The organism is Pectobacterium atrosepticum (assembly GCF_000740965.1).
Lineage (GTDB): Bacteria > Pseudomonadota > Gammaproteobacteria > Enterobacterales > Enterobacteriaceae > Pectobacterium > Pectobacterium atrosepticum.
In genome coordinates this window covers 67,382-91,415 of sequence record NZ_CP009125.1, presented here as the reverse complement: position 1 = coordinate 91,415, position 24,034 = coordinate 67,382, and the positions used below count along the sequence as shown (strand labels likewise).

The 24,034-nt window shown below is 54.6% G+C and carries 22 protein-coding genes; 13 read left to right on the top strand and 9 right to left on the bottom strand.

Annotated elements, in window-relative coordinates:
• The first annotated feature begins 235 nt into the window (after positions 1–235).
• From GZ59_RS00385 to GZ59_RS00360, 6 genes are read left to right on the top strand one after another with little or no spacing between them, the layout of a single operon-like run.
• Positions 236–1,873 (top strand): TIGR04028 family ABC transporter substrate-binding protein, encoded by a 1,638-nt coding sequence (locus GZ59_RS00385; RefSeq protein WP_011091719.1) that lies wholly within the window; start codon positions 236–238, stop codon positions 1,871–1,873.
• 26 nt (positions 1,874–1,899) lie between these two features.
• Entirely contained in the window at positions 1,900–2,844 is a 945-nt protein-coding gene (locus GZ59_RS00380; protein ID WP_039289329.1) for an ABC transporter permease, read from the top strand.
• Complete coding sequence (locus tag GZ59_RS00375) at positions 2,841–3,701, top strand: ABC transporter permease (protein WP_011091717.1); 861 nt, start codon at positions 2,841–2,843, stop codon at positions 3,699–3,701. Before GZ59_RS00380 ends, GZ59_RS00375 begins: the two co-directional genes overlap by 4 nt.
• Positions 3,698–5,395 carry a dipeptide ABC transporter ATP-binding protein gene (locus GZ59_RS00370; protein ID WP_011091716.1) on the top strand — a complete coding sequence of 566 codons (1,698 nt, stop codon included), beginning with the start codon at positions 3,698–3,700 and terminating at the stop codon, positions 5,393–5,395. The genes GZ59_RS00375 and GZ59_RS00370 overlap by 4 nt, the downstream gene beginning before the upstream one ends.
• Position 5,396: 1 nt before the next feature.
• Positions 5,397–6,431: a putative FMN-dependent luciferase-like monooxygenase gene (locus GZ59_RS00365; protein WP_011091715.1), complete on the top strand. Its 1,035-nt coding sequence runs from the start codon at positions 5,397–5,399 to the stop codon at positions 6,429–6,431.
• Positions 6,428–7,564: an alkylhydroperoxidase domain protein gene (locus GZ59_RS00360; protein ID WP_039289326.1), complete on the top strand. Its 1,137-nt coding sequence runs from the start codon at positions 6,428–6,430 to the stop codon at positions 7,562–7,564. Before GZ59_RS00365 ends, GZ59_RS00360 begins: the two co-directional genes overlap by 4 nt.
• A gap of 56 nt (positions 7,565–7,620) precedes the next feature.
• Here GZ59_RS00360 and GZ59_RS00355 read toward each other — a convergent pair whose 3' ends face one another.
• On the bottom strand, positions 7,621–8,130 hold the full coding sequence (locus GZ59_RS00355; RefSeq protein ID WP_011091713.1) for a phenolic acid decarboxylase: 510 nt from the start codon (positions 8,128–8,130) through the stop codon (positions 7,621–7,623).
• 102 nt (positions 8,131–8,232) lie between these two features.
• On the opposite strand from GZ59_RS00355, the gene GZ59_RS00350 reads away from it, so the two are divergent.
• On the top strand, positions 8,233–9,105 hold the full coding sequence (locus tag GZ59_RS00350) for a LysR family transcriptional regulator (protein WP_011091712.1): 873 nt from the start codon (positions 8,233–8,235) through the stop codon (positions 9,103–9,105).
• Positions 9,106–9,151: 46 nt separating this feature from the next.
• Here GZ59_RS00350 and GZ59_RS00345 read toward each other — a convergent pair whose 3' ends face one another.
• Complete coding sequence (locus tag GZ59_RS00345; RefSeq protein ID WP_011091711.1) at positions 9,152–9,775, bottom strand: LysE family translocator; 624 nt, start codon at positions 9,773–9,775, stop codon at positions 9,152–9,154.
• Between the two features lie 220 nt (positions 9,776–9,995).
• On the opposite strand from GZ59_RS00345, the gene dsbG reads away from it, so the two are divergent.
• Entirely contained in the window at positions 9,996–10,751 is a 756-nt protein-coding gene (gene dsbG / locus GZ59_RS00340) for a thiol:disulfide interchange protein DsbG (protein WP_011091710.1), read from the top strand.
• Between the two features lie 34 nt (positions 10,752–10,785).
• Here the strand turns inward: dsbG and GZ59_RS00335 are convergent, their stop codons facing one another.
• Positions 10,786–11,691, bottom strand: a complete 906-nt coding sequence (locus GZ59_RS00335) for a siderophore-interacting protein (RefSeq protein WP_011091709.1) — start codon at positions 11,689–11,691, stop codon at positions 10,786–10,788.
• Positions 11,692–11,946: 255 nt separating this feature from the next.
• Here GZ59_RS00335 and GZ59_RS00330 point away from each other — a divergent pair, with 255 nt between their 5' ends.
• On the top strand, positions 11,947–12,198 hold the full coding sequence (locus tag GZ59_RS00330) for a type II toxin-antitoxin system Phd/YefM family antitoxin (RefSeq protein ID WP_010281712.1): 252 nt from the start codon (positions 11,947–11,949) through the stop codon (positions 12,196–12,198).
• A complete protein-coding gene (locus GZ59_RS00325) occupies positions 12,195–12,482 on the top strand; it encodes a type II toxin-antitoxin system RelE family toxin (RefSeq protein ID WP_011091708.1) in 288 nt (95 codons plus the stop codon). The genes GZ59_RS00330 and GZ59_RS00325 overlap by 4 nt, the downstream gene beginning before the upstream one ends.
• A gap of 103 nt (positions 12,483–12,585) precedes the next feature.
• Here the strand turns inward: GZ59_RS00325 and gorA are convergent, their stop codons facing one another.
• On the bottom strand, positions 12,586–13,938 hold the full coding sequence (gene gorA, locus GZ59_RS00320; RefSeq protein ID WP_011091707.1) for a glutathione-disulfide reductase: 1,353 nt from the start codon (positions 13,936–13,938) through the stop codon (positions 12,586–12,588).
• A 128-nt stretch (positions 13,939–14,066) separates the two neighbouring features.
• Positions 14,067–14,909 (bottom strand): 23S rRNA (adenine(2030)-N(6))-methyltransferase RlmJ, encoded by an 843-nt coding sequence (locus tag GZ59_RS00315; protein ID WP_011091706.1) that lies wholly within the window; start codon positions 14,907–14,909, stop codon positions 14,067–14,069.
• Between the two features lie 315 nt (positions 14,910–15,224).
• On the opposite strand from GZ59_RS00315, the gene GZ59_RS00310 reads away from it, so the two are divergent.
• Complete coding sequence (locus GZ59_RS00310) at positions 15,225–15,518, top strand: DUF2623 domain-containing protein (protein ID WP_011091705.1); 294 nt, start codon at positions 15,225–15,227, stop codon at positions 15,516–15,518.
• A gap of 10 nt (positions 15,519–15,528) precedes the next feature.
• On the opposite strand, the gene GZ59_RS00305 is transcribed toward GZ59_RS00310, so the two are convergent.
• From GZ59_RS00305 to GZ59_RS00290, 4 genes are all read right to left on the bottom strand, one after another.
• Positions 15,529–16,350, bottom strand: coding sequence for a TonB family protein (locus GZ59_RS00305; RefSeq protein WP_011091704.1), 822 nt, complete (start codon positions 16,348–16,350; stop codon positions 15,529–15,531).
• 201 nt (positions 16,351–16,551) lie between these two features.
• Positions 16,552–17,541: a FecR domain-containing protein gene (locus tag GZ59_RS00300; RefSeq protein ID WP_011091703.1), complete on the bottom strand. Its 990-nt coding sequence runs from the start codon at positions 17,539–17,541 to the stop codon at positions 16,552–16,554.
• Entirely contained in the window at positions 17,538–18,050 is a 513-nt protein-coding gene (locus GZ59_RS00295) for a sigma-70 family RNA polymerase sigma factor (protein ID WP_011091702.1), read from the bottom strand. The genes GZ59_RS00300 and GZ59_RS00295 overlap by 4 nt, the downstream gene beginning before the upstream one ends.
• A 180-nt stretch (positions 18,051–18,230) precedes the next feature.
• On the bottom strand, positions 18,231–20,780 hold the full coding sequence (locus tag GZ59_RS00290; protein ID WP_039289322.1) for a TonB-dependent receptor: 2,550 nt from the start codon (positions 20,778–20,780) through the stop codon (positions 18,231–18,233).
• A 320-nt stretch (positions 20,781–21,100) separates the two neighbouring features.
• Here GZ59_RS00290 and prlC point away from each other — a divergent pair, with 320 nt between their 5' ends.
• Positions 21,101–23,143, top strand: a complete 2,043-nt coding sequence (gene prlC / locus GZ59_RS00285; RefSeq protein WP_039289320.1) for an oligopeptidase A — start codon at positions 21,101–21,103, stop codon at positions 23,141–23,143.
• Positions 23,140–23,886 carry a 16S rRNA (guanine(1516)-N(2))-methyltransferase RsmJ gene (rsmJ, locus tag GZ59_RS00280; protein WP_011091699.1) on the top strand — a complete coding sequence of 249 codons (747 nt, stop codon included), beginning with the start codon at positions 23,140–23,142 and terminating at the stop codon, positions 23,884–23,886. Before prlC ends, rsmJ begins: the two co-directional genes overlap by 4 nt.
• Positions 23,887–24,034 lie beyond the last annotated feature (148 nt).

Genomic DNA, 24,034 nt, shown 5'->3' with positions numbered 1-24,034 from the left:
TCCCGCTTAAATATGCCCCAATACATCAACGTTATTCCCTTTCTTTCTACCTAAAAACTGGATAACCAATACCGGTATTGTTCTTTGCTGTTTCCTACCGCCTATGGAAGTATCGGCTGTAACAAGCGGTTAACGTTTCCTGCTTTATTCCCCCGCGTCAGGACGTAATCGCTCCACATATTCACCTGATATACCAATAACTTAATAAAAACCATCACATGTAGGGACAATTATCGTGGCAACTTTTTTGCATCCTCATCAGAAACTCACTCTTTTTGCCTCGCTGCTCCTTCTGGGCGGTGCGGTGAACGTACACGCTGCGAACGACGCACCGAAAATCGGCGGTACGCTGGTTTATCTGGAACAGCAACCACACACCAATCTCTATACGCCAGCGGGCGGTTTTTATCCGAACGGCGGCATTCTCAACCAGATTACCGATAAACTGACGTACCAGAACCCAGAAACGCTGGAGATCGAACCGTGGGTTGCAGAATCCTGGAGCATCAACGCGGACAACACCGAATACACGTTCAAGATCCGCCCTGGCGTCAGCTTCTCTGACGGCACTCCGCTGGATGCCAACGCGGTAGCGAAAAACGTCGATACCTATGGTTTAGGGAACACCGCGCTCAACCAGCCAGTTTCCGAAGTCATCAACAATTACCTGCGCAGTGAAGTTATCGATCCGTTGACGGTGAAATTTTATTTCAAGAAGCCTTCGCCGGGTTTCTTGCAAGGCACTTCGGCGATCGGTTCTGGTTTAGTTTCTCTCAGTACGCTTGAGCGCAATTTCAATCAGTTAGGCAATGCCAAAAATATTATTGGCTCCGGCCCGTTCGTGGTGAGCAGCGAGAAGCTGGGACGCGAACTGAAGCTGACTGCACGTAAGGATTACGACTGGGCTCCGGTTAAGTCAAAGCATCAGGGACGCGCCTATCTGGACGGTATTACCTATCTGGTCACCCCGGAAGACAGCGTGCGTATCGGCGCGTTGGTTTCTGGTCAGGCTGACTTCATTCGTCAGATCCAAGCCTATGATGAAAAGCGGGTGCAAAGTCAGGGCTTCAACCTGTATGCGCCGCCTACGCGCGGCGTCAATAACAGCGTGGTTTTCCGCCCGGATAACCCGCTGGTGGCCGATATCCGCGTACGTAAGGCGCTGCTGCACGCCACCAACACCAAAGAGATCATTGATACGCTGCTCTCTGACAACTACCCACAGGCCACGTCACCGCTGGCCAAAACCGCCGCAGGCTATGTCGATCTCTCCAGCAAGCTGACGTTCGATCCCGTTCAGGCCAACAAACTGTTAGATGAAGCAGGCTGGAAAACCGGTCCCCAAGGATTACGTCAGAAAGACGGCAAAACGCTGGAACTGACCGCCTATGAATCTCTGCCGCAGCCGCAGAACAAAGAAACCCTGCAACTGGTTTCTCAACAGTGGGCAAAAGTCGGCGTGAAGCTGAATGTGTTAGCGGGCGATGCAGGCAGTAAAACCGTGGATAGCCTCGACCCGCTGAAAACCGGCGTGGCACCCGCGATGGTCGGCCGCGCCGACCCAGATGTGCTGAAAAGCCAGTATTACCCGACGGTACGTAACGTCCTGCTGCAAAAAGGTGGTTCCAGCGACAAGGTGAAGGACTTTGTTGACCCGCATCTGAATACGCTGCTGGATGGCATCGCCGCAGAAACTGACCGCAGCAAGCGGCTGACGCTGGTGGGAGAAGTGCAGGGCTACCTGATCGATCAGGCCTACGTCATTCCCATTTTTGAAGAACCGCAGGTATTTGCGGGCGCCCCCACCACAAAAGGCATCGCGTTTGAAGCCGTAGGTCGCCCCAGCTTTTACAACACCTGGCTAGATAAGTAACACAGAAGAAGAGGGAGGAGATCATCATGAACCGCTATCTGGCACTGCGCATCGGTCAGGCACTGCTCGTGCTGTGGGCGGCATTCACCCTGTCTTTTATCCTGCTTCAGGCGATGCCGGGTGATGCCGTACTGATCAAGTTTCAAAACCCAGAGCTCGGCCTAAGCGCCGAGCAGATCGCGCAGTTGCGTTTGTCCTACGGTGCTGATACGCCAGTACTCACGCAATATTTCCATGCAATAGCGCAGATACTGCGTGGCGATCTTGGCCTGTCTATTCAGGCTGGCGTGCCAGTCAGCGAGCTTATCGCCGCGAATCTGCCACCCACATTACTGCTCTCCGTGCTGGGTTTCATCGCCGCCGGGCTATTGGCGTTCGCTCTTGCATTCTTATCGACGCTAACGCCGTTTCAGTGGCTGCGAACCGCACTGCAATCGCTGCCGTCGCTGTTTATTTCCGTGCCAACATTCTGGCTGGGCATCGTGCTGATTCAGATCTTCTCTTTCCGTCTGGGCCTGATTCCGGTGATTAACCCCGGAGAATGGGAAGGACTGATTTTGCCCGTTCTCACACTGGCGCTACCAATCTCCACCCCGTTGGCTCAGGTGCTAATGCGCAGCATCGATCAGGTGCAAACCCAGCCGTTTGTCGCCGTCGCCCGCGCGAAAGGTGCCAGTCGCAGCGGTGTGCTCTGGCGGCATATCGCCCGTAACGCCATGCTGCCCACGCTGACCATCGCCGGTTTACTGTTGGGCGAACTGATTGCGGGCGCGCTGATTACGGAAACCGTGTTTGGCCGTAACGGGCTCGGACAGTTAACGCAGGAAGCCGTGAACTATCAGGACAGCAGCGTGTTACAGGCCATCGTGCTGATTTCCGCCGCCGCCTTTGTTGTCGTCAATCTGGCCGTCGACCTGCTTTATCCCCTTCTCGATCCGCGCCTGAAAAGAACGCCAGGAGCCACGCTATGACTACCATTCCACTGGAAAAAATCACCTTTCCTCTTCTGCGCAAGCGGCTGTTTATACGTCGCTATGCCTTTCAGCCGGGGCTGCTGCTGGCCTGGCTTGTCATACTGACTGTCGCGCTTTGGGCCCTGTTTCCCGGTTGGTTTACCAGCTATAACCCGACGGAAGGCATCGCAGGCGCACAACGGCTGGCACCCGACGCAGCATACTGGCTCGGCACCGATCAGTTAGGGCGCGATCTCTATGCGCGTATCGTTTACGGCGCGGTGCATTCGCTGTCCGGCGCATTTATCGCCGTCGGGCTAGGTTTGGTGCTCGGCAGCCTGTTCGGTCTCTTGGCTGGTGCGATTGGCGGCTGGTTGGATAGCGTCGTCATGCGCAGCATCGATGTCTTATTGGCAATCCCCGGCCTGCTGCTGGCGTTGAGCGTCATCATTCTGCTGGGTTTCGGCACGGTCAACGCCGCGATTGCTGTGGGCGTCACCTCCGTTGCCAGCTTTACCCGATTGGTGCGTTCAGAGGTATTGCGCGTGCGCCACAGCGACTATGTCGAAGCCGCCTATGGCAGCGGCGGCACCTTTTTCAGCGTGCTGTGGCGGCACATTTTGCCAAATTCATTAACTACCGTTTTCGCCTTCGCTGCCCTGCAATTCGGCAGCGCGATTCTGGCTATCTCCACGCTCAGCTTCCTCGGCTACGGCGCACCGCCGCCCACGCCAGAATGGGGGCTGCTCATCGCCGAAGGCCGCAACTACATCGCAACCGCGTGGTGGCTAACCACCTTCCCTGGCTTGATTGTCGTACTCGTGGTGCTGTCCGCTAACCGCATCAGCCAGTCGATAAGGAGTAAAGAACGATGAGCCTGTCAGCTAGCTTACAAACCAGCGCGGCGGTGCCCGTACTGGCTCTGGAGAATGTCACGATTGCCTACCGTAGCGACGATCGCGAGCAGACCGTCGTGGAAGGTGTCTCTTTTCATATTCAGCCCGGCGAAGTCGTGGCGCTGGTAGGGGAATCCGGTTCAGGCAAGACGACCACCGCACAGGCCGTCATCGGTTTGCTGGCCGAGAATGGTAGGCTCACGCGCGGTGCTATTCGGCTAAACGGCGTAGATATCAGCGGCTGGTCGCAGAAACGCTTGGACAGCGTGCGCGGTGCGCAGATCAGTCTGATCCCTCAGGATCCCACCAGTTCCCTGAATCCAGTGCAGACCATCGGCGAACAGGTGGACGAAATTCTGCGTATTCATCAGCGGGAAGATCGCCAGACGACCCGCCAGAAAACACTGGCGCTACTGGAGCGCGTTGGCCTGAATCAGCCCGAATTACGGGCGAAGCAGTATCCGCACGAACTCTCCGGCGGTATGAAACAGCGCGTGTTGATTGCCATTGCGATTGCGCTGAAACCCGCACTGATTATTGCCGATGAGCCCACCAGCGCACTGGATGTCACGGTGCAGAAACGTATTCTCGATCTGCTTGATGAGTTACGGCGTGAGAATGGTACAGCGGTGCTGTTCGTCACCCACGATCTGGGCGTGGCGGCCGAGCGTGCCGATCGTCTGCTGGTCTTTCAGAACGGCTACATTCAGGAACAAGGCCCAACGCTTGACGTGCTCAGCGCGCCTTTAAGTCACTATGCCCGCACGCTGCTGGCGAACGTCCCATCGCTAAACCCGACGCCACGTCCACCGCGCAGCCATGCATCCGATATTATTGTCTCAGTTGAAAATCTGGTGCAGACCTTTCCTCTGTCGGGCCGTAAAGGCGAGCATTTTCGCGCGGTGGATGACGTCTCTTTCAGCGTGGCACGCGGCACAACGCACGCGATTGTCGGCGAATCTGGCTCCGGTAAAACCACCACGGCACGCAGCTTGCTCGGGTTTCATCATCCCAGCGCCGGACGCATTCTGATCGACGGCACGGACATCACTCATCTGAAAGGTGAAGCGCTGCGCCAGTTCCGGCAGAAAATTCAGCTGGTGTATCAAAACCCCTTTGGCTCGCTCGATCCCTCTCAGCGGTTGTACGACATCGTCGAGGAACCACTACGCAATTTTAATCGCCATTCCTCCGGGCAGCGGGAGCGAAAAATTCATGAGATGTTCGAACGCGTCGCTCTGCCCGTAGCGCTGCTATCACGCAAGCCGCGTGAGTTATCCGGCGGCCAGCGCCAACGCGTCGCCATCGCTCGGGCGCTGGTGCTGGAACCGCAGGTGTTGGTGTTGGACGAAGCCGTTTCTGCACTGGATGTCACCGTGCAGGCGCAGATTCTCCGTTTGCTGACTGAGCTACAGGAGTCTCTGGGGCTGACGTACGTGTTCATCTCGCACGATTTGGCGGTGGTACGCCAGATCGCCGATACCGTTTCCGTGTTGTACCACGGCAAGCAGCTTGAATCCGGCCCAGTGGAGCACATCTTCGCTCAGCCTGGGCATCGCTACACCCGTGAACTCATCGAGGCTATCCCTGGGCAGCAACACCCGGCTTTTGCCCGTTCACACCAACCCCCAATTCATACTGAATCCACATTCGCACTAAACCAAGGACTGTAAAATGGCAACGAAACGTCTGGGATTTTTCACACGGTTGCTGGATGACGTTTCCGCCCAGCAGCTCTATCGGCTGGCGACGGAACAGATCGTCAAAGCAGAACAGTTAGGATTCGATAGCGCCTGGGTCGCACAGCACCACTTTCACGCTGATGAAGGTGGGTTACCGTCACCACTGGTGTTTCTGGCGCTGGTCGCGGCACGCACTCAACGCATTCAACTCGGCACTGGCGTAATTACGCTGCCAATGGAAGAACCGCTGCGCGTGGCGGAAGACACCGCCGTGCTCGATTTACTCAGCAACGGCAGGCTGGAAGTCGGCGTGGGTTCCGGCGGCACGCCGTCCTCATTTGCCGCGTTCGGTCACGACAGCGCACAGCGCGGGCAGATCCTCGGGCGCTATCTGGAGAAGCTGCGCGCCGCATGGCGGGGAGACGCATTGAGCGAAGACGGCAATCGCCTATATCCTGCTGCCCCACATTTAGATAAGCGCGTCTGGCAGGCCACATTTTCCATTGAGGGTGCTGAACGAGCGGGAAAAGCGGGCGATGGCCTGATGCTTTCCCGTACCCAGCCACGCCCAGAACATTTCCCAGATGCCACGCTTGCTGACTTGCAAAACCCGATGATCGACGCCTATCTGGCTGCGCTGCCCGCTGGCGTCGCACCGCGTATCCTCAGCTCGCGTAGCGTCTTCGTGGCTGACGATCGTCAACTGGCGCTAAGTCTGGCGGAGAAAGGGCTTAATCGTTCTGCCGCCCGCTCCGGTACGTTCCGCGCGATCCCTCACGACTCGATAGAAGCACTGATCGCCTCCTTCGACAGCCATGTCGGCACCGCACAGGATGTCACCGCGTCGCTTAAGACGGACAGCTCACTAGAACGGGCGACGGATGTAACATTCCAGGTGCATTCCATCGATCCGCCACATGCGCTGATCCTTCGTTCACTTGAGCTGATTGCTACTCAGGTCGCACCCGCTTTGGGCTGGAAGCCCGCAGTCAAACAGAAAAGCCCACTCGGGCAGGAGATTGCATGACGCACGCTAACACTTTGCACACCCATGACGTATTGGATGCGCTGGCCGAAATCGGCCCGGATTCTGCCCTCGCCGCAGCCAGAAAAACTCGTGAAGCGGCAACTCGCCACACCCAGGGCAGCTACGATGCGCTGTTTAACGCCACAGTACATGACAACGCGACATTACCGTTATCGCTGCGCTTCTGGTTTGCGACAAAAATCAGTGGCTGGCAGCAGGATGAGCAACTACAGCATTTTTATACCGAGCGGCTGGCGGACTTCCCAGAACCCGTGCTGACACCCGCGCTACAGTTGGCGCTAGATCACGCTGAACGCCTGACGAAAACGCCCGTGCAAGCCGCACCATCACACGTCAACGCGCTGGAGCAGGCGGGCTGGTCGGTAGACGATATCGTGACGCTCTCGCAGCTCATCGCATTTGTGAATTTTCAAAGCCGCCTGCTGCGCGGCTATCGCCTGATTGCGGGTCATCGTGTTAGCCAGCCTCATTCGCAGGCTGCTGTCGCAGGCCAGTGGCATAATACCCAATCGCAGACGCACAGCGGCAAGTCCGCACCGCAGGCATTCACTCAGGCGGAACTGGATTGGGAACCGTGGATTGCCCCCAAACCGCTGGCAGAATTCAATACCGACGAGCAGGCGATTCTGGCGCGCTTCGGCCACACCGATTCCGACTATTTCCGTCTCTTAGGACGTAACTTGCCGGTACTGGAACAGCGCACGCTGACGGATAAAGGGATTTTTTATACCTCTGGCGGCCTGCCGCGCAAAGAACGCGAACTCATCGCCGCCGTCACCAGCAAGGTCAACGGCTGCATCTATTGCGCCTCGGTGCATGCCCGTAAAGCCAGCCAGCTATCCAAGCAGGACAGCGACGTGCAACGGCTACTGGATGTCGTTCCCGGTGGCGATTTGAGTATCGGCCAAAGCCCACGCTGGCAGGCGATTATCGATTTTTCGGCACGCCTTTCTGCCACGCCCGCGCAGGTCAACGCAAACGACGTGAAACAGCTGCAAGAACAGGGATTGGATATGCTGGAAATTGTCGATGTGGTGCAGTCGGCCGCCTTCTTCTCATGGGCCAACCGACTGATGCTCACGCTGGGCGAACCGTTCTGGCCGGAGAGTTAATCAGCGTGGTGCGATAGAAAATCAGGCGGCACAACATTCGTGACGCCTGTTGCTGCTTATTTTTTCAGGCAAGCAGGGAAATCCGCAGGCAATTCGCTGGCAGGGCAGTTGATGACATCGTTGTTGTTTTCCCCACAGTCGCGGATGAACGTAATGGTGGCGAACTCATCAATCACTTCAGTAGGGTACGCAGGACCCGCGTCGCGATACGCTTCCATCTCAGCAATATGCTCGTTCTGGAAACACACCGTTTTTTCTGGGTTGTTGATGACCCAACGCGGGAAGAAGATGGTGCCGTGGAAGACCTTATCGGCAATATTCGCAATCAGGCTGACATCCGTTCCCGTTGGTTCTGTCCATGAAATTTTATACACCTCGCGAGCGACCTGCACGATATACACCTGCTGATCCTTCACCCAACGGTTACCCACAATGCCACTGTGAATACGGTAGTCTATAGTGTTGGCATTTTTGACATACAGCTCGTAATTCCAGCCATTATCGTAGGTATATATCAGATGTTTCCCTACAAAGTGACTCAGGTCGTGTTGGTTAAATGCAGGCATGATAGTTCTCCTTAAATGTGTAAATTCACTCTATAGCTTTCCTAATTCGATAAATAACGCTATTTTTCAGGGAAAATCATTCAATATTTAGATATATCAAAGATGCAAGCAAAGACGACGTTGGAACAATGGGAAATACTTCAGGCAGTTATTGATTTGGGCGGCTATACGCAGGCGGCCAATGTGCTTCATCGCAGCCAGTCTTCGGTCAGCTACCAGCTTTCGCTGCTGCAAGAGCGTCTGGGCATTGAGCTACTCACGATACACGGACGTAAAGCTGAGCTGACACCAGAGGGAGAAAACCTGCTGGCACAGGCGCGGTCCGTAATACGTTCGTTTCATGCGTTGGAAGCCCGCGCTCACTCATTGAAAATGGGTGAGCAGGCTAGCATCAATCTGGTGGTTGACAGCACCTTCCCCAAAGATCGCCTATTCCACTTGCTCAGCACCTTTCAGAAACAGCACCCGGCTACGCGTATCCACCTGACTGAGGTGCTGCGTAATGAAACGTCGGCGCAGTTGAAGGCGCGAGATGCGGATATTTATATCATTACGCAGCGTGAGATCGACGGCTGTGCTGGGCGCTGGCTGATGAACGTTGATTTTGTCGCTGTCGCACACAGCCATCACCCGCTTTTTTCACTACCAACGCCATTAAGCCATGAGGCACTGTCTCGCTACCCTTGCGTAGAGATTGTGATGCGAACGCCGCCACATTCGCAGCCGGCGTCTGCCGAGAGCTGGACATTTACGACGTTTGAAGCGGCAACGCAGGCCGTTTTGCATCAGGTCGGTTACGGCTGGCTGCCGGAAGCGCGGATTTCAGAGCACATTACGCGGGGCGAATTACACATATTGCCGTTACAGCAAGGGGAAAGGCGCACCACCCCGCTCTATCTGTTAGCCGAAGAGAAAGGGCAGCCGCTCGGCAAAGAAATCATAATGCTCATCGAGCTACTGTTCGGCAGATTATGATGGGTGGGCAATACTCTTATTGATAATATCAGTATTGATATTGGATCTACCGCCGCGAGAACGCCAGACGTGCGGCGAACGCTAAAAAGACCACGCCTGTTGTTCGATCCATCCATTTAACCACCGAGCCGCGACGCAAAAAACGCGACAGCGGGCGCGTTGCGGCAATCAGCGTGGACGACCACAGCGTGCCAATAAAGACATGAATAAGAACAAGCAGGTAGGTCCATAGCACGACCGAATGACCAGCGGGGATAAACTGCGGCAGGAATGAAACATAGAACACGCCGATTTTCGGGTTTAATACGTTGCCCAACATGCCGCGGAGAAACCAGTTTTGATGCTTCGGCGCAGTTTGTGACGCCGCCATCACCAGTTCGGTTCTGGGTTTCAGGATCATTTGCAGACCCAGCCAGCAAAGATAAGCCGCACCGCACCATTTCAGGATGTTATAGGCCAGCTCCGACGCGGCAATCAACGTTCCCAAACCAAACGCCACCATCGCGCCCCAAATCAGGCAGCCGACGTTAATTCCAAACGCGGCATGAAAAGCTTTCTTACTGCCTTCAACGGTAGCAGTGCGTAAAATCAGCGCGGTATCCAAACCCGGCGTTAAGGTCAGCAGCGTCGCGGCAAACGTAAAAGCAATCAGCGATTCGGTCAACGTCACGGTAATTCATTACTCCAACAGGGGAAAACCACAAAACGCATCATTCTTTACGTAATATACGGCAGAGACTGACCCTACCCAACCACTCTCTTCAGCCAGATCGTATAACGACAGGTCACAGTATGGTCCTGGTTCAGGAAGCGTAAATAAGCTCCCTCGATCGGTTACCTTCCGCTACGCTATCCGGCAGGCAATGATTCACGATACAGGCTCAAACACCATGATAAAACGCGTCTCCCTCACACTCACCTTATTGACGCTTTCCGCGTCTTCGCTAGCGCAAGATGCTCTGCCAGATGCGGTGAAGAGCATCGAAAAACAGGGTATTACGATCATTAAGCCGTTCACTGCGCCCGGTGGCATGCAAGGCTGGCTGGGCAGCTATCAGGGCGTAGGGGTGACCATCTACTTAACCCCTGACGGTAAGCATGCCATTTCGGGATATATGTATGATGAACACGGTAACAACCTCAGCGAAGCGCTGATTCAGCAGGAAGTCTATGTTCCCGCCGGTCGGGAGATGTGGCAGAAATTACAGCAAGCGCCATTTATCACCGAAGGGGCAAAGGATGCGCCGCGTAAAATCATCGTCTTTGCCGACCCGTTCTGCCCGTACTGCAAACAGTTCTGGCAGCAGGCACAGCCGTGGGTGAAAGCAGGAAAAGTACAGTTGCAAACGCTGTTGGTCGGCGTCATCAAACCGGAAAGCGGGCGTTATGCCGCGGCGATTCTTGCCGCCAGCGATCCGGCCAAAGCCTGGCATGAGTATGAGCTATCAAACGGCAAAACTGTGCCCCCGTTCCCTGAAAGCGCTTCACGCGACATCTGGAATAACATTCAGCTTAATCAGCGGCTGATGGATGAACTGGGTGCGAACGTTACGCCAGCCATCTATTACCTGAACGATAAAGATGAACTACAGCAGGTGGTCGGGCTGCCGGATGAACAGCAATTAGCAGAGATGATGGGGAAATAGACGCAGGAGGGAATACCCCTCCTGACGTTTTCTATTAGCGATGTGACCAGTAAGCCATAAAGTTGATCGTCTCTTTATCGAGGTGACGTTCGTCGAGCAGATAGCGGCGTAGTCGTTTGATGGCCGATGATTCTCCCGCCACCCAAGCATAGAACGGACGGTGCGCCGTTGCGCGCTCCCACAGTAGCTCGTCTTCGGGCGTCTCCTGTGCAATATCATCACGGTTGATACAGGCGCTAGCGGGGATTTTCACGTCTTGTTGCACCGCATACAGCAGGCGTTCTCCCCATATTGTGCTGCCGGTTTCCTCACGCGGTAGCCAGTGAATCTGCGCAAAAGGGAAGTCACTAGGCGTCACGCAGTCCGCCGCTTTTGGCACTTCAAAAAAGGCCTGCACCGACGGCGGAGAAGGCTGGGTAGCCAGTTGTTCAAGAATTCCCATTGCTGCTGGCAGCGCTGTTTCATCCGCAATCAGCAGCACCTGCTCAACGCCATCATGCGGTGCCCACTCATAGCCACCGCTGGCGCCATCGGCTTCCGCGTTGGGCGCGACGATCTGTAGGGCATCGCCCGGCTTAGCATGACCCGCCCAGCTTGAGGCTGGCCCAGTATCACCGTGCAGCACAAAATCGATCGTTGCCTGCTGTAAGTCACGAGAAACAGAACGCAGCGTATAAGTTCGCAGAATGGGACGGCGCTCACGCGGCAGTGCCAGATAGTCCTGATACCAAGTGTCGCTCACGGTCATCGGCGTCAATTCGCCGCTTTCACTGGCGAACAGCAGTTTGATGCGCTGATCCGGCGCATCCAGTTTCATCTGGCGCACTTCCGGGCCAGTAAATACACAGCGCGCTAATGAAGGCGAGAGCAGCGTCTTACTCTCTAAACGTAAATTGAACAACCGATAGGCTGAAGACGTTGTGCGGTTAGCTAAAGACATAGTGATAAAGCCGTATGTTTTGTAAGGAAAAATAAGCCAGCGGGATCAAACCCATTCACCGCAACTTACCATAAACAAAACACTAACGATAATCATTATCACCATTAAGGTGAATGCCGTGATAAAAGCAGCGTTTTCTTCATCACGTGGGAAGGAAGCCATGCGGAACAGGCATAAAAAACCATCAAAAGACTTGTTAACAGGTCTTTTATTGCTTAGTTTAAAGACCTATTAACCGGTCATTAAAGGTCTGTCATGCCGAATATTATATTGAGTGATACCAGTGCCAGCGTCAGTGAACTGAAAAAGAACCCGATGGCAACAGTCAACGCTGGCGATGGCCTACCTGTCGCTATTCTGAACCGCAACCAGCCTGCGTTTTATTGCATTCCTGCGGATCTCTACGAAAAAATGCTGGATGCGCTGGACGACCAGGAACTGGTTAAATTGATCGGTGAACGAAAAAACCAGCCGCTGGTTGACGTGGATTTGGATAGTTTCCTATGAGCTATAGCGTCAAATTCAGGGAAGATGCGCTGAAAGAATGGCTAAAACTCGATAAAACCATCCAACAGCAATTTGCCAAAAAGCTAAAAAAATGCTGCGAAAACCCTCATATTCCTTCGGCAAAGTTACGGGGGATAAAGGATTGCTACAAAATAAAGCTCCGGGCGTCAGGCTTTCGCTTAGTGTATGAAGTCATTGACGACGTATTGATTATAGCTGTGGTAGCAGTAGGCAAGCGTGAACGTAGCGGCGTTTATCATCTGGCAAGTGAGCGAATGAGATAATCACGTTAGGCTGAGCATAAAAAAATGCCGGCTAAATAGTTCACTATTCAACCAGCATATTTTCGTCTTCCAGAAAAGCTATTAGACCCGCTTCCCTACACCATTACCGCATCGTCACAAACTCTTCCGAGGCAGTCGGGTGGATGGCGACAGTGTTGTCGAAGTCTTTTTTGGTAGCGCCCATTTTGACGGCGACCGCGAAGCCTTGCAGCATTTCATCCATACCAAAGCCGATACCGTGGATGCCGACGATTTTTTCTTCTTTACCCACGCAGACCAGCTTCATACGACACGGCTGACGGTGCTGCGTCACGGCGGTGTACATCGCGGTGAAGGCGGATTTATACACTTTCACCTGATCGTCGCCGTACTGTTCACGCGCCTGCGGTTCGGTCAGCCCGACTGTGCCAATCGGCGGGTGACTGAAGACGACGGTTGGGATATTACTGTAGTCCAGATGTTCGTCCGGCTTGTTGTTAAACAAACGCTCGGATAAACGACGCCCCGCCGCAACAGCAACCGGCGTTAGTTCGACGGCACCTGTGTTATCGCCGACAGCATAAATGCCAGAAACGGTGGTGTTCTGGAATTTATCGACATTGATGTAGCCTTTGTCGTTCAGCCCCACGCCAGTGACACTCAGGTTCAGGTTATCCGTCGCCGGTTCACGACCAATCGCCCAAATCAGGCAATCGACGGTTTGTGACTGGCCGTTTTCCAGTTCTAGCGTCAGGCTACCATCGGCATTCTTCACAATCGCTTTCGGGATCGATTCGGTATGCAGCGTCGGCCCTTCAGTGTTCATCACTTCCACCAGCGTATCGACAATCAGCGGATCAAAGCTACGCAGCGGTGCGTGTTTCCGCACAAACAGATGGGTTTCAGAGCCCAGCCCGTTCAGCACGCCAGCAATCTCCACAGCGATATAGCCAGCCCCGACGATAGCGGTACGCTTCGGCAGCGCATCCAGCTCAAAGAAGCCGTCGGAATCAATGCCGTATTCTGCACCGGGAATGTTAGGGTGAACCGGACGACCACCCGTGGCAATCAGGATGTGGTCAGCCGTAATTTTCTCGCCGTTCACTTCCACCGTGTGCGCATCGACAAAGCGGGCAAAGCCGTGGATAACATCAACCTTATTCTTACCCAGCACGTTATCGTAGGACTGGTGGATACGATCGATGTAGGCGCTACGATTCTTGACCAGCGTGCCCCAGTTAAACTGGTTCACCGTGGTATCGAACCCGTAATCTGGGCCGTACTGATGGATCGCTTCGGCGATCTGCGCTGCATGCCACATCACTTTCTTCGGCACACAGCCGACGTTGACGCAGGTGCCGCCCAGATATTTCGCTTCGATCAACGCACATTTTTGTCCATACATCGCCGCGCGGTTGATAGACGCGATACCGCCGCTGCCGCCGCCAATAGCAAGATAGTCATAGTGTTTGGTCATCAGTGTATCCATGCTTAAGTGAATAAAATTTGCCTAGAGTGTAACGCCAGAGCCACATGTCCAATAAAGGTTATGCCTATGGTTGCAATAGGAAAAACCGACCGCATCGCCCACCGTGCTCACACGCATTACTCCGGTACGATTTGTTCCACCAGCGTATGTCCAGTGCCTTCCGGTACCAGCACGCTATGCAGCCACGGCAGTACGTCCTTCATCTGCGCCGCCAGCTTCCACGGCGGGTTAATCACAATCATGCCCGACGCCGTCATACCGTAGCGATCGCTGTCCGGCAGTACCGCCAGCTCAATTTGCAAAATGTTGCGAATACCCGAGGCTTGCAACTCTTTCAGCATGCGTTTGATATGCTGACGCAGCACAACCGGATACCACAGTGCAAATACGCCAGTGCCAAAGCGCTTATGCCCCTCCTTAATGCCTTTGACTACGTCCTGATAGTCCGTCTTCAGCTCATAAGGTGGGTCAATCAGCACAAATCCCCGACGAGAAAGCGGCGGAAGCTGAGCTTTCAACTGCTGGTAACCATCGTCACGCAGCACTTTGGTACGCGCATCTTTCTGAAACTCATTGCGCAGTAGCGGGAAATCGCTGGGGTGCAGCTCGGTCAGGTGGAGTTTGTCGTACTCACGCAGTAGCTGGCGCGCAATCAGCGGAGAACCAGGGTAATAGCGCAGTTGTCCGTTGTGATTATAGGTACGCACCGCCTGCATGTAAGGTTCGAGTTCAGCCGGAATATCGTCACGCTGCCAGATCTTCGCGATGCCATCCAGATACTCCCCTGTGCGCTCGGCGTGCGGGCCGCTAAGCTGATAACGTCCAGCACCCGCGTGGGTATCCAGATACAGGAAAGGTTTTTCTTTCTCTTTCAGGGCAGTGATGATCAGGCTCTGAACAGTGTGTTTCAGCACGTCGGCGTGATTGCCGGCATGGAAACTGTGGCGGTAACTTAGCATGCTTGCTTTCCGGTGAAGTTTTTATAAATAACGTCGATTAACCGACAGTATAACCGTCTGCGGCGGAAAATATCCCTTCAATACCGAAACAACGCCCCACCCTGCGAACCGCCGCGCAAACTGGCAATTTTTATCGTCTGAAATCAGCAAATTGTGAAACATGGCCGTTTTTCATTCGATTGAAAGCTACCGATATTCAGGCTGAGGAAGTACGTGCATGCGCGACGGATTCAGGAATATTTTTCAACAGATCTGGTGAGTGACAAATAAGCGTTATATCATTTAATATATAACGATAATTCACGGAGCATTATAGTGGGAAACCATTTTGAGCGAGGCGTCCTCGCGGGGCTGAGATCTGCCAACCCAAAATCCACCAACGACATTAACCCTTACTGCTACGATTATCGGCGCGGCTATATCTGTGGCTATGCTCACCATCTGGCGGAAACCAAAGGCGACCGCCAGCAGGCCGCCTTCGAGGCTGGGTTGTTATCGCGCCGCTACGGGCTGGAACGGGAGAGAGTCGCAGAGTTCTTTACCGAACAAGGCAACCCTTACGCGATTCGGTTTTTTTATGCTGGCTATGATGCACACACGCCGCGCTAGTTGATACCAGTTAGCGACGTGCTTCGCGTAAATCGAAGCTAATCGGGACCGTGATGGTGAGTTGCGCGTTATCGCCAATCACTTCTGCTGGCGGAGCCGGAAGCGGCTGAGCACGCTTCGGCAAGGCGACAGACTCCGTATCCAATGGTGCCACACCGCTGCTGCTGACCAACGAAACAGCCAGTACATTTCCGGTTCGATCTAACGTCACACGAATCTGGGCGACACCCTGTAATCGCTGCCGTGCGGCCTGAGCCGGATAGCGTTTATGGCGGCTCAGATGTGCCAACAGTTTGCTACTCCAGTCCGCCACGCCTTTACGCATCTGCGCGGCATCGCTGTTATACGGCGCAGCGACGTGCTGACTGTTGCCCGGCAGCGGTGCGCTGGTGACGGGTGCTGGCGGTTTTTCCGATGGCGCGATCGCTTCCTGCGGCGTCGTCTCCTGCACCGGTTTTTCCATTTTTTTCTGCACTTTTTTCTGCGACTGCGGTTTTTCCTTTTGCGCCGTCGTAATCACCGGCTTTGGTGCAGGCGCGAGCGGCGGCACGTCTTGCATTATTTTTTCCGGTTGAGCCGCAGATTCTTGCGGCGTGGACAGCGTTTGCTGCGGGCCAACAGGCGCATCCTGAGGGCTGGATGTGGATTGCACGCTATCCGCGACCATTAACATCATGGCGGGCGGCGGCGCTTCAATTGAGGAATCGAGCGCATGGTAGCTCATCCAGACAATCACCCCCGCGTGTAGCGCCAAGGCCAGCAGCGAGCCACTTCCCCAACGTACTGTCGTTGCGGGCTGAATCGTATTGAATTTCAGCGTCTGTGTGGCCATTAGCACACCGCCTCTCGCCGCAGAGACAGAAGCAGCATTCTCAATGTATGAGGTTCCGAGGACATCATCATGCGTTCTTCATCACATCGTTAGGTATAAAACAGGCAACCGATAATAGTGGGTCGTTCAGCTACGGGGATCGGGCAGAAAAAAAATGAAAACAGCATAAAATACAATGTTATTACACTTTGGCAGGATATTTTATCGCGCAGCAATCTGAACCCAGTAGCGAGAGAAATAACGCACCTGCACAGGAAGCGCCTCCGCCAGCGCCGCCAAGATATTATCGGTATCAGACAGCGGAAAGACGCCGGAGAACCGCAGGCTCTCAACCTCTGGCTGACAACGAATCACGCCGCTGCGGTAGCGGCTCAATTCATCAACAAAATCCACCAGACGCTGATTATCCGCCAGCAGTTGCCCTTTCACCCATGCAGGCTCTGCCTTCTCCGTCTCTATCTGGCCACAGCGCTGCGTGGTAAACGTTGCCGTTTGTCCGCTTTTTACCACTTGTACATCCTGACCGTTCCGCTGCGGATGAAGCCTTACCGCGCCGTCATACACCGCCACCTGCGTGTGTTCATCCTGTACCCGCAAGCTAAAACGCGTGCCCAGTGCCTGCACCTTTCCCTGTGCCGTCGTCACAATGAAAGGACGTGGATACAACGCGGCCTTTTCCACCTGACTGGTTTCGATCATGACTTCACCGCGAATCAGCGTGAGCTGGCGTAGATCGTCACCGTAGGCCACATTCAGCGCCGTCTGCGTATTCAGCAGCAGCGTCGTGCCATCTTCCAATACCGCGTGGCGCTGTTCGCCTACCTGCGTCTGATAATCTGCCGTAAACGACTGCCACACATCCGTACGCGATCCAGCCATGCCAGCCCCTCCGGTCAGACAGAGAATGGCTAGCGCTTTGAGTACGCTGCGCCGCTGCATACCGTTAAGCGTCGATAGACTCTGGTGTGCTGCCCGCGCGTTAAGTTGACCCAGATTGGCACACACGGATTCAATATGCTGCCACGCTTGCTCGTTATCCGGTGAGGCCTCGCGCCAACGCTGCCACTCGCGGCGATCCTGCTCCGTGACGCTGTCGGACATCAGTTGCGTCAGCCACGCCACCGCTTCACGTGCGCTATCTGGCTGAATAGGCTGCCCCTGTCCGTCACGATAAAAAGTGGGATCGTTCATAGCGGCAAAGCAAAGAAACATTGGAGGTTGGCGCGTTGCAGATACTGTTTCACTGAACTGCTGGAAACGCGTAAACGCTCGGCGATATCGCTGTAGCGCATACCGTGGAGGTGTGCCAGCAGAAACGCCTCTCTGACTGGCGCTGGCAGGCCATCCAGTGCAGCATCAAGCTGTTCAAGAATTTCGAGGGTAAGAAGACGCGTTTCCGGGGAAGGCATACAGGCATCCGGCTGCGTGCTCAACACATCCAGATAGGCATCTTCAATTTTTTTACGACGATAATGATTGGCGACTAAACGGCGGGCCACGGTGGCCAGAAACGGGCGCGGCTGGCGAATCGTGAGCAACTCCGGGTTCATCAGCACACTAAGGAACGTATCCTGTGCCAAGTCTTCCGCATTCTGGGAACAATCCAGTTTATGGCGCAGCCAGTTATACAACCAGCGGTGATGATCGAAATAGAGCTGTTGGGCAAAGTCATTCACGCTGGCCGTCGCTTTCCTCACCATCGAACTTTACCCCAGAGCGCTATTTAAACATAAGAATGATAATCGTTCTTATTTATGTTTTTTCCCTCTGACTGTCAAGTTCCGAAACGAAAATTATTCAAATTTGCTGAATTTGCATTACGCCTATGCAACATGCCCCTACTAACGGGGCGGTCATCCTATCCGCCCCGCGTGACGCGATCAGAAGCGTTGTAACACGCTGATTTTCACGTTACGTCCCACGCCGGACACGGATTCGCCCAGATACGGGTAGTAATCGGTATTCAGTAGGTTATCGACCGTCACACGCGCTTCAAATCCTTTTATCGTCTGTGGCTGCCAACTGGCGAACAGACCATGTAGTACATAGCCTTTGCTTTTCGGTAGCGCCCAGATATCGGCCTGTGGATCGCCATCGGCAGGCGAACGGTCCTGCTTACGCACAAAGTCACTCGTCCAGCCTACGGCCATATCCAGACGAGGAATTTTGGTGCCCAGCGTCGCATGTGCGGTTGTTGGCGGGATTTCAGCAATCCAGGTTTTATTGCCCCACGGATTACGCGGTGAAGCATCGCGCTCGCCGCGAATGGAAGAGAAGGACAGGCTACCAAACAGCCAGCGGCTGTCGTAGAACGACTCAATCTCGACCCCTTCAATGGTATAACCCGGTAAATTACGGTAGTTAGAGAGCGGCTGCCCACAAGATGATGACGTGCCGCTCTGCGTCTGCGCTTCACACAAAATACCGCGACGGTAGAAAATTTCGTTTTTACCGCGATTACGGAACAGCGTGGTGCGGATTTGTAGGCTGTCCTCTTCGAGCATCAGATTGTTGAAGTCCAGAATCGCCCCCAGACGAAATGCCTTAATGCTTTCAACCTCCAGATTACGACTGGTTCCCGGCACGCTGGACGCCGCAGACTGCACTTCATATTGCTCATCGACAACAGGCGCACGCCAGGTGCGGCTGGCATCGGCAAACAGCGAGAGATTGTCCGTCGCTTTCCAGAGTGCGCCGATACGCGGCGACCAGCCGGTGTAGGTCACGCTGCTGTAATCATGTCCGGCAGCCGGAATGCTGCTGTTATAACGTGGTGCCGCGTTAGGTTTCCCCGTATTCGTGACATGGTCATAACGCACACCCGGAGTAATCGTCACGCTACCGATCGTTACCGCGTCCTGTACATACAGGCTGCGCGTCTCCTGTTCCCCTGCCGGCATGTAGTAAGGCTGGAAATAACCATAGTTATACTCGGCGTTATTCTTGCCAGATGGGTAATAAATAAGCGTATCGCGCTTATGCTGGTGCCAGCGCATCCCCACCAGCAACTTATGGTCGAGCGGGCCGGTAGTGAACAGGCTTTCGTTACTGATTTCCGCAAGTTGATCTTTATAGCTTACCCAGCTTTCATTCCCCAGCGTTCCCAGATAGCTACTCTGTGAAGCCGAATCAGAACGTCTGTCATGCTGTTCAGTTTTTGAGGTGGCAAATGACGCAGTGAGATTCAGCCACGGCTGATCCGCTGGCGCGATATTCCATTTCAGCGAGTAGTTTTTATCGACCTGATCGCGGTAAACCAGCTTACGCCGCCACGCCTCTTCCCAGCCATAACGATTGATGTCTGCCTGTGTGGGTGCCGCCATATCGTCACGCTTAGCAGCAAACGGCTGCCAGCCGTCAGATTCGGAGCGCATAGCGGAGAGCGTCAGCGTCTGAGAATCCGTCAGATAGATGTTGGTCTTCAGTAAATAGGATGCCATGTCGCTCGTCGAGTAGACAAAGCGCGAGCCATCAGGACGTTCGATGTTGTCGCCATCGCGCTTGCTCATGTAGAGCAGGCCATCAGCCATCCCATCCTCCGTTCGGCCATACAGCGCACCGCTGTAGATATTTTGCCGATCGTTGGTGTGATAGCTGTACTTGGCCATCCCACCGAAATTTTCTCCCGGCATGAGCAGATCGCTGGCGTCTTTGGTATCAACGTGAATGGTACCGCCGAAGCCGCCATTACCGCTGCGAATATCATGCGGGCCTTTATCAACGTCGATACGCTTAATCAGTTCAGGTTCAATGAACACCGAGCCTTGACGGTATTTCTCAAAGCCTTTTGGCGCACCGTCCAAAACAACTTTGACGTCTTCCATGTCGCCCATGCCCCAGATATTCAGGCTCTGTCCACCCGGTCGAGGAGAACCCGCCATCGACACGCCGGGAAGTTTATCGAGCAGGCTGGCAATATTGTCAGCTTGTACGCGATCGACATCGGCCTGACGTAACACGGAACGTCCGGCCGCAGCGCTGTCCGATGTGCCGCCGACAACCGAGAGCGTTGGGATCAGCAGGCTGCCGTCGCTTCCCTCGGCGGCAAGCGTGGATTCCAGCCGATAGCCTGTGGCCGTCTGTACTGCACTCAATCCCGTTCCCGCCAGTGCGGCCGCAAAGGCTTCCTGTACGGTGTAGGTTCCCCGCACGCTCCCACTGGTTTTATTCTGTGTTTGATCGGGAGAAAACGTGAGAATGACATTGGCACGGCTGGCGACAGCCTGCAACGTGGTGCCTAGCGACCCTGCCAGAATGGAAAACGTCATTGTTGGTGCCGCGACAGCAGCGGCAGTTTCCGCCGCCAGCGCTGAGCTGACCGTTCCAACACTTAAGATCAACACGCCAGACAGTGCCAAATGGACTGCCCGCGCGACCGCCAAGGTAGGTTTATGCGCGATGCACCCACCATTATGATTGTTTATCGCCATTGTCATTCCCCTGAAATATTGAAAAAAAAGACACATCAGGTAGGTCACGCGAGAAACAAAATCGGGCAGGAAAATAGCAAAAACTTTTAGGAAAACGCATTTAGTACAACGTTAACAGGCCTTCTCAGGTAACGCACAGGGCTTATTGATGACGGAAAACGCACCGTTGATCACGAGGAGCACCGCCTCCACCATTGATTTTCACGGCACTTGACCTCATCTTAGTAATCAATCCGCAATAGATATCCGCCTTGCCGGTCTCTCTTCAACAGATTCAACTTACCGGCAACGAGATCACCCACAATTATCAGGACGGCACTATGACGAATCCATTACTGACCTCATTTACCCTGCCCCCGTTCTCCAGCATTAAAACGGAAGATATTGTCCCAGCCGTTAAATCTGCGCTGGATGAATGCCGCGAGACGGTAGAACGTGTGGTCGCGCAAGCGGGGCCGTTCACATGGGATAATCTGTGTCAGACACTGGCGGACAGCGATGATCGTCTTGGCCGCATTTTTTCCCCTATCAGCCATTTGAACGCCGTGAAGAACAGCCCAGAGCTGCGCAGTGCTTATGAACAATGTCTGCCGCTGCTGTCCGAGTACAGCACCTGGGTTGGTCAACATGCCGGGCTATATCAGGCCTATCGCAGCCTGCGTGACGGCGAGCACTACACCACACTGAGCCTAGCGCAGAAGAAATCCGTTGATAACGCGCTGCGCGATTTTGAACTGTCCGGCATCGGCCTGTCGCCGGAAAAACAGAAACGCTACGGCGAAATTTCCGCTCGTCTGTCTGAACTCGGCTCGCAGTACAGCAACAACGTGCTGGATGCCACGATGGGCTGGAGCAAACTGATTACCGACGTCGCCGAGCTGGATGGCATGCCGGAAAGCGCGCTGGCAGCAGCCAAAGCGCAGGCAGAAGCCAAAGAGCAGGATGGCTGGCTGTTAACGCTGGATATCCCGAGTTACCTGCCGGTGCTGACCTACTGCACCAATCAAGCGCTACGTGAAGAGATGTACCGCGCGTTCGGCACCCGCGCGTCCGATCAGGGGCCGAACGCAGGCAAGTGGGACAACAGCGAAATTATGGCGGAAGAGTTGGTACTGCGTCACAAACTGGCACAGCTGCTGGGCTTCGATAGCTACGCGCATAAATCGCTGGCGACCAAAATGGCGGAAAACCCACAACAGGTGATCGATTTCCTGACCGATTTGGCGAAACGCGCCCGCCCGCAGGCTGAAGAAGAACTCGCCCAACTGCGCGCCTTCGCCAAAGAACACTTCGGCGTGGATGAATTGCAGGCCTGGGATATCACCTACTACAGCGAGCAGCAGAAGCAGCACCTGTATTCCATCAGCGATGAGCAACTGCGACCGTACTTCCCAGAAAACCGCGCGGTAAATGGCCTGTTTGAAGTAGTTAAACGCATTTACGGTATCACGGCCAAAGAGCGTAAAGATGTGGACGTGTGGCACCCGGATGTTCGCTTCTTCGATCTGTTCGATGAAAGCGGCGAACTGCGCGGCAGCTTCTACCTCGATTTGTACGCCCGCGAATACAAGCGTGGCGGTGCCTGGATGGACGACTGCGCGGGTAAACTGCGTAAAGGCAACGGCGAGCTGCAAAAACCGGTCGCCTATCTGGTCTGTAACTTTAACCGACCAATCAACGGCAAACCGGCCCTGTTCACACACGATGAAGTCACCACCCTCTTCCACGAGTTCGGTCACGGCCTGCACCATATGCTGACCCAGATCGATACCGCCGGTGTCTCGGGTATCAACGGCGTACCGTGGGATGCAGTCGAACTGCCGAGTCAGTTCATGGAAAACTGGTGCTGGGAACCTGAAGCGCTGGCCTTTATTTCCGGCCATCATGAAACCGGTGAACCGCTGCCGCAGGAACTGTTGGATAAAATGCTGGCAGCGAAGAACTACCAAGCCGCGCTATTCATTCTGCGTCAGTTGGAGTTAGGCCTGTTCGATTTCCGCCTGCATGCCGAGTTTGACCCTGCGAAAGGCGCCCAGATTCTGCCAACGCTGACGGAGATCAAAGCGCAGGTAGCCGTGGTGCCAAGCCCAAGCTGGGGTCGTTACCCGCACGCATTCAGCCATATCTTCGCAGGCGGTTATGCAGCAGGCTACTACAGCTATCTGTGGGCCGACGTGCTGGCAGCCGATGCCTATTCCCGCTTTGAAGAAGAAGGTATTTTCAATAGAGAAACCGGTCAGTCGTTCCTGGATAACATCCTGACCCGCGGCGGCTCCGAAGAACCGATGGAGCTGTTCAAACGCTTCCGTGGCCGTGAACCTCAGTTAGATGCCATGCTCGCGCATTACGGCATCAAAGGATGAGCATCTGCTTAATCGCAGAAGAAGGCGCCGATAGTGGCGCCTTATCTTCTTTGGCTGAGCGCTGGGGGCTGGTTTCCGATCCCAATGCGGTGATGGCGCTGGTGCTAACAACGGAACGTCTGGAATTGCGCAAGCAGGATGAACCGAAGCTCGGCGCTATTTTCGTGGATTTCGTTGCCGGGCCGATGGCACACCGCCGTCGCTTTGGCGGCGGACGCGGTGAGGCCGTCGCTAAAGCTGTTGGTATCAAAAAAGATTACCTGCCGGATGTCGTGGATGCGACAGCCGGACTAGGGCGCGATGCTTTTGTGCTGGCGGCATTGGGTTGCCACGTACGCATGGTGGAGCGCAATCCTGTGGTTGCGGCGCTGCTGGACGATGGGTTGAAACGTGGATATCAAGATGCAGAAATCGGCCCGTGGCTACGGGAACGGCTCACGCTGCTACACGCATCCAGTATGACCGCGCTGCGTGACATTACACCGCCGCCGGATGTGGTCTATCTCGATCCGATGTTTCCACACAAACAAAAGAGCGCGCTGGTAAAGAAAGAGATGCGGGTGTTTCAATCGCTGGTGGGTGCAGATGACGATGCCGATGCACTGCTGGAACCTGCACGTGCGCTGGCAAAGAAACGTGTCGTGGTGAAGCGACCAGACTATGCGCCACCGCTGGCTGGCGTGCCGGCACAGTCCATGTTGGAAACCAAAAGCCACCGCTTCGACTTCTATCTTCCCGTCTGAATCCCTCGCCGCTGCATCGATAAACGTGTTGGCGGCTAAAAACCCATCCTGCTTCGCATTTCTTATGCCGCTTTTGCAAAGTCTGTAGCACAAATGAGAAGCAAATCGCATAATTTCACGCTATCAGTTCTTATTACACTAAGATGAC

Bases quoted from the DNA above. Each gene is read 5' to 3' on its own strand.
- GZ59_RS00380 (WP_039289329.1), top strand. From the start codon at position 1,900: ATGAACCGCTATCTGGCACTGCGCATCGGTCAGGCACTGCTCGTGCTG.
- GZ59_RS00375 (WP_011091717.1), top strand. From the start codon at position 2,841: ATGACTACCATTCCACTGGAAAAAATCACCTTTCCTCTTCTGCGCAAG.
- GZ59_RS00370 (WP_011091716.1), top strand. From the start codon at position 3,698: ATGAGCCTGTCAGCTAGCTTACAAACCAGCGCGGCGGTGCCCGTACTG.
- GZ59_RS00365 (WP_011091715.1), top strand. From the start codon at position 5,397: ATGGCAACGAAACGTCTGGGATTTTTCACACGGTTGCTGGATGACGTT.
- GZ59_RS00360 (WP_039289326.1), top strand. From the start codon at position 6,428: ATGACGCACGCTAACACTTTGCACACCCATGACGTATTGGATGCGCTG.
- GZ59_RS00355 (WP_011091713.1), bottom strand. From the start codon at position 8,130: ATGCCTGCATTTAACCAACACGACCTGAGTCACTTTGTAGGGAAACAT.
- GZ59_RS00350 (WP_011091712.1), top strand. From the start codon at position 8,233: ATGCAAGCAAAGACGACGTTGGAACAATGGGAAATACTTCAGGCAGTT.
- dsbG (WP_011091710.1), top strand. From the start codon at position 9,996: ATGATAAAACGCGTCTCCCTCACACTCACCTTATTGACGCTTTCCGCG.
- GZ59_RS00335 (WP_011091709.1), bottom strand. From the start codon at position 11,691: ATGTCTTTAGCTAACCGCACAACGTCTTCAGCCTATCGGTTGTTCAAT.
- GZ59_RS00330 (WP_010281712.1), top strand. From the start codon at position 11,947: ATGCCGAATATTATATTGAGTGATACCAGTGCCAGCGTCAGTGAACTG.
- GZ59_RS00325 (WP_011091708.1), top strand. From the start codon at position 12,195: ATGAGCTATAGCGTCAAATTCAGGGAAGATGCGCTGAAAGAATGGCTA.
- gorA (WP_011091707.1), bottom strand. From the start codon at position 13,938: ATGACCAAACACTATGACTATCTTGCTATTGGCGGCGGCAGCGGCGGT.
- GZ59_RS00315 (WP_011091706.1), bottom strand. From the start codon at position 14,909: ATGCTAAGTTACCGCCACAGTTTCCATGCCGGCAATCACGCCGACGTG.
- GZ59_RS00305 (WP_011091704.1), bottom strand. From the start codon at position 16,350: ATGGCCACACAGACGCTGAAATTCAATACGATTCAGCCCGCAACGACA.
- GZ59_RS00300 (WP_011091703.1), bottom strand. From the start codon at position 17,541: ATGAACGATCCCACTTTTTATCGTGACGGACAGGGGCAGCCTATTCAG.
- GZ59_RS00295 (WP_011091702.1), bottom strand. From the start codon at position 18,050: ATGGTGAGGAAAGCGACGGCCAGCGTGAATGACTTTGCCCAACAGCTC.
- GZ59_RS00290 (WP_039289322.1), bottom strand. From the start codon at position 20,780: ATGGCGATAAACAATCATAATGGTGGGTGCATCGCGCATAAACCTACC.
- prlC (WP_039289320.1), top strand. From the start codon at position 21,101: ATGACGAATCCATTACTGACCTCATTTACCCTGCCCCCGTTCTCCAGC.
- rsmJ (WP_011091699.1), top strand. From the start codon at position 23,140: ATGAGCATCTGCTTAATCGCAGAAGAAGGCGCCGATAGTGGCGCCTTA.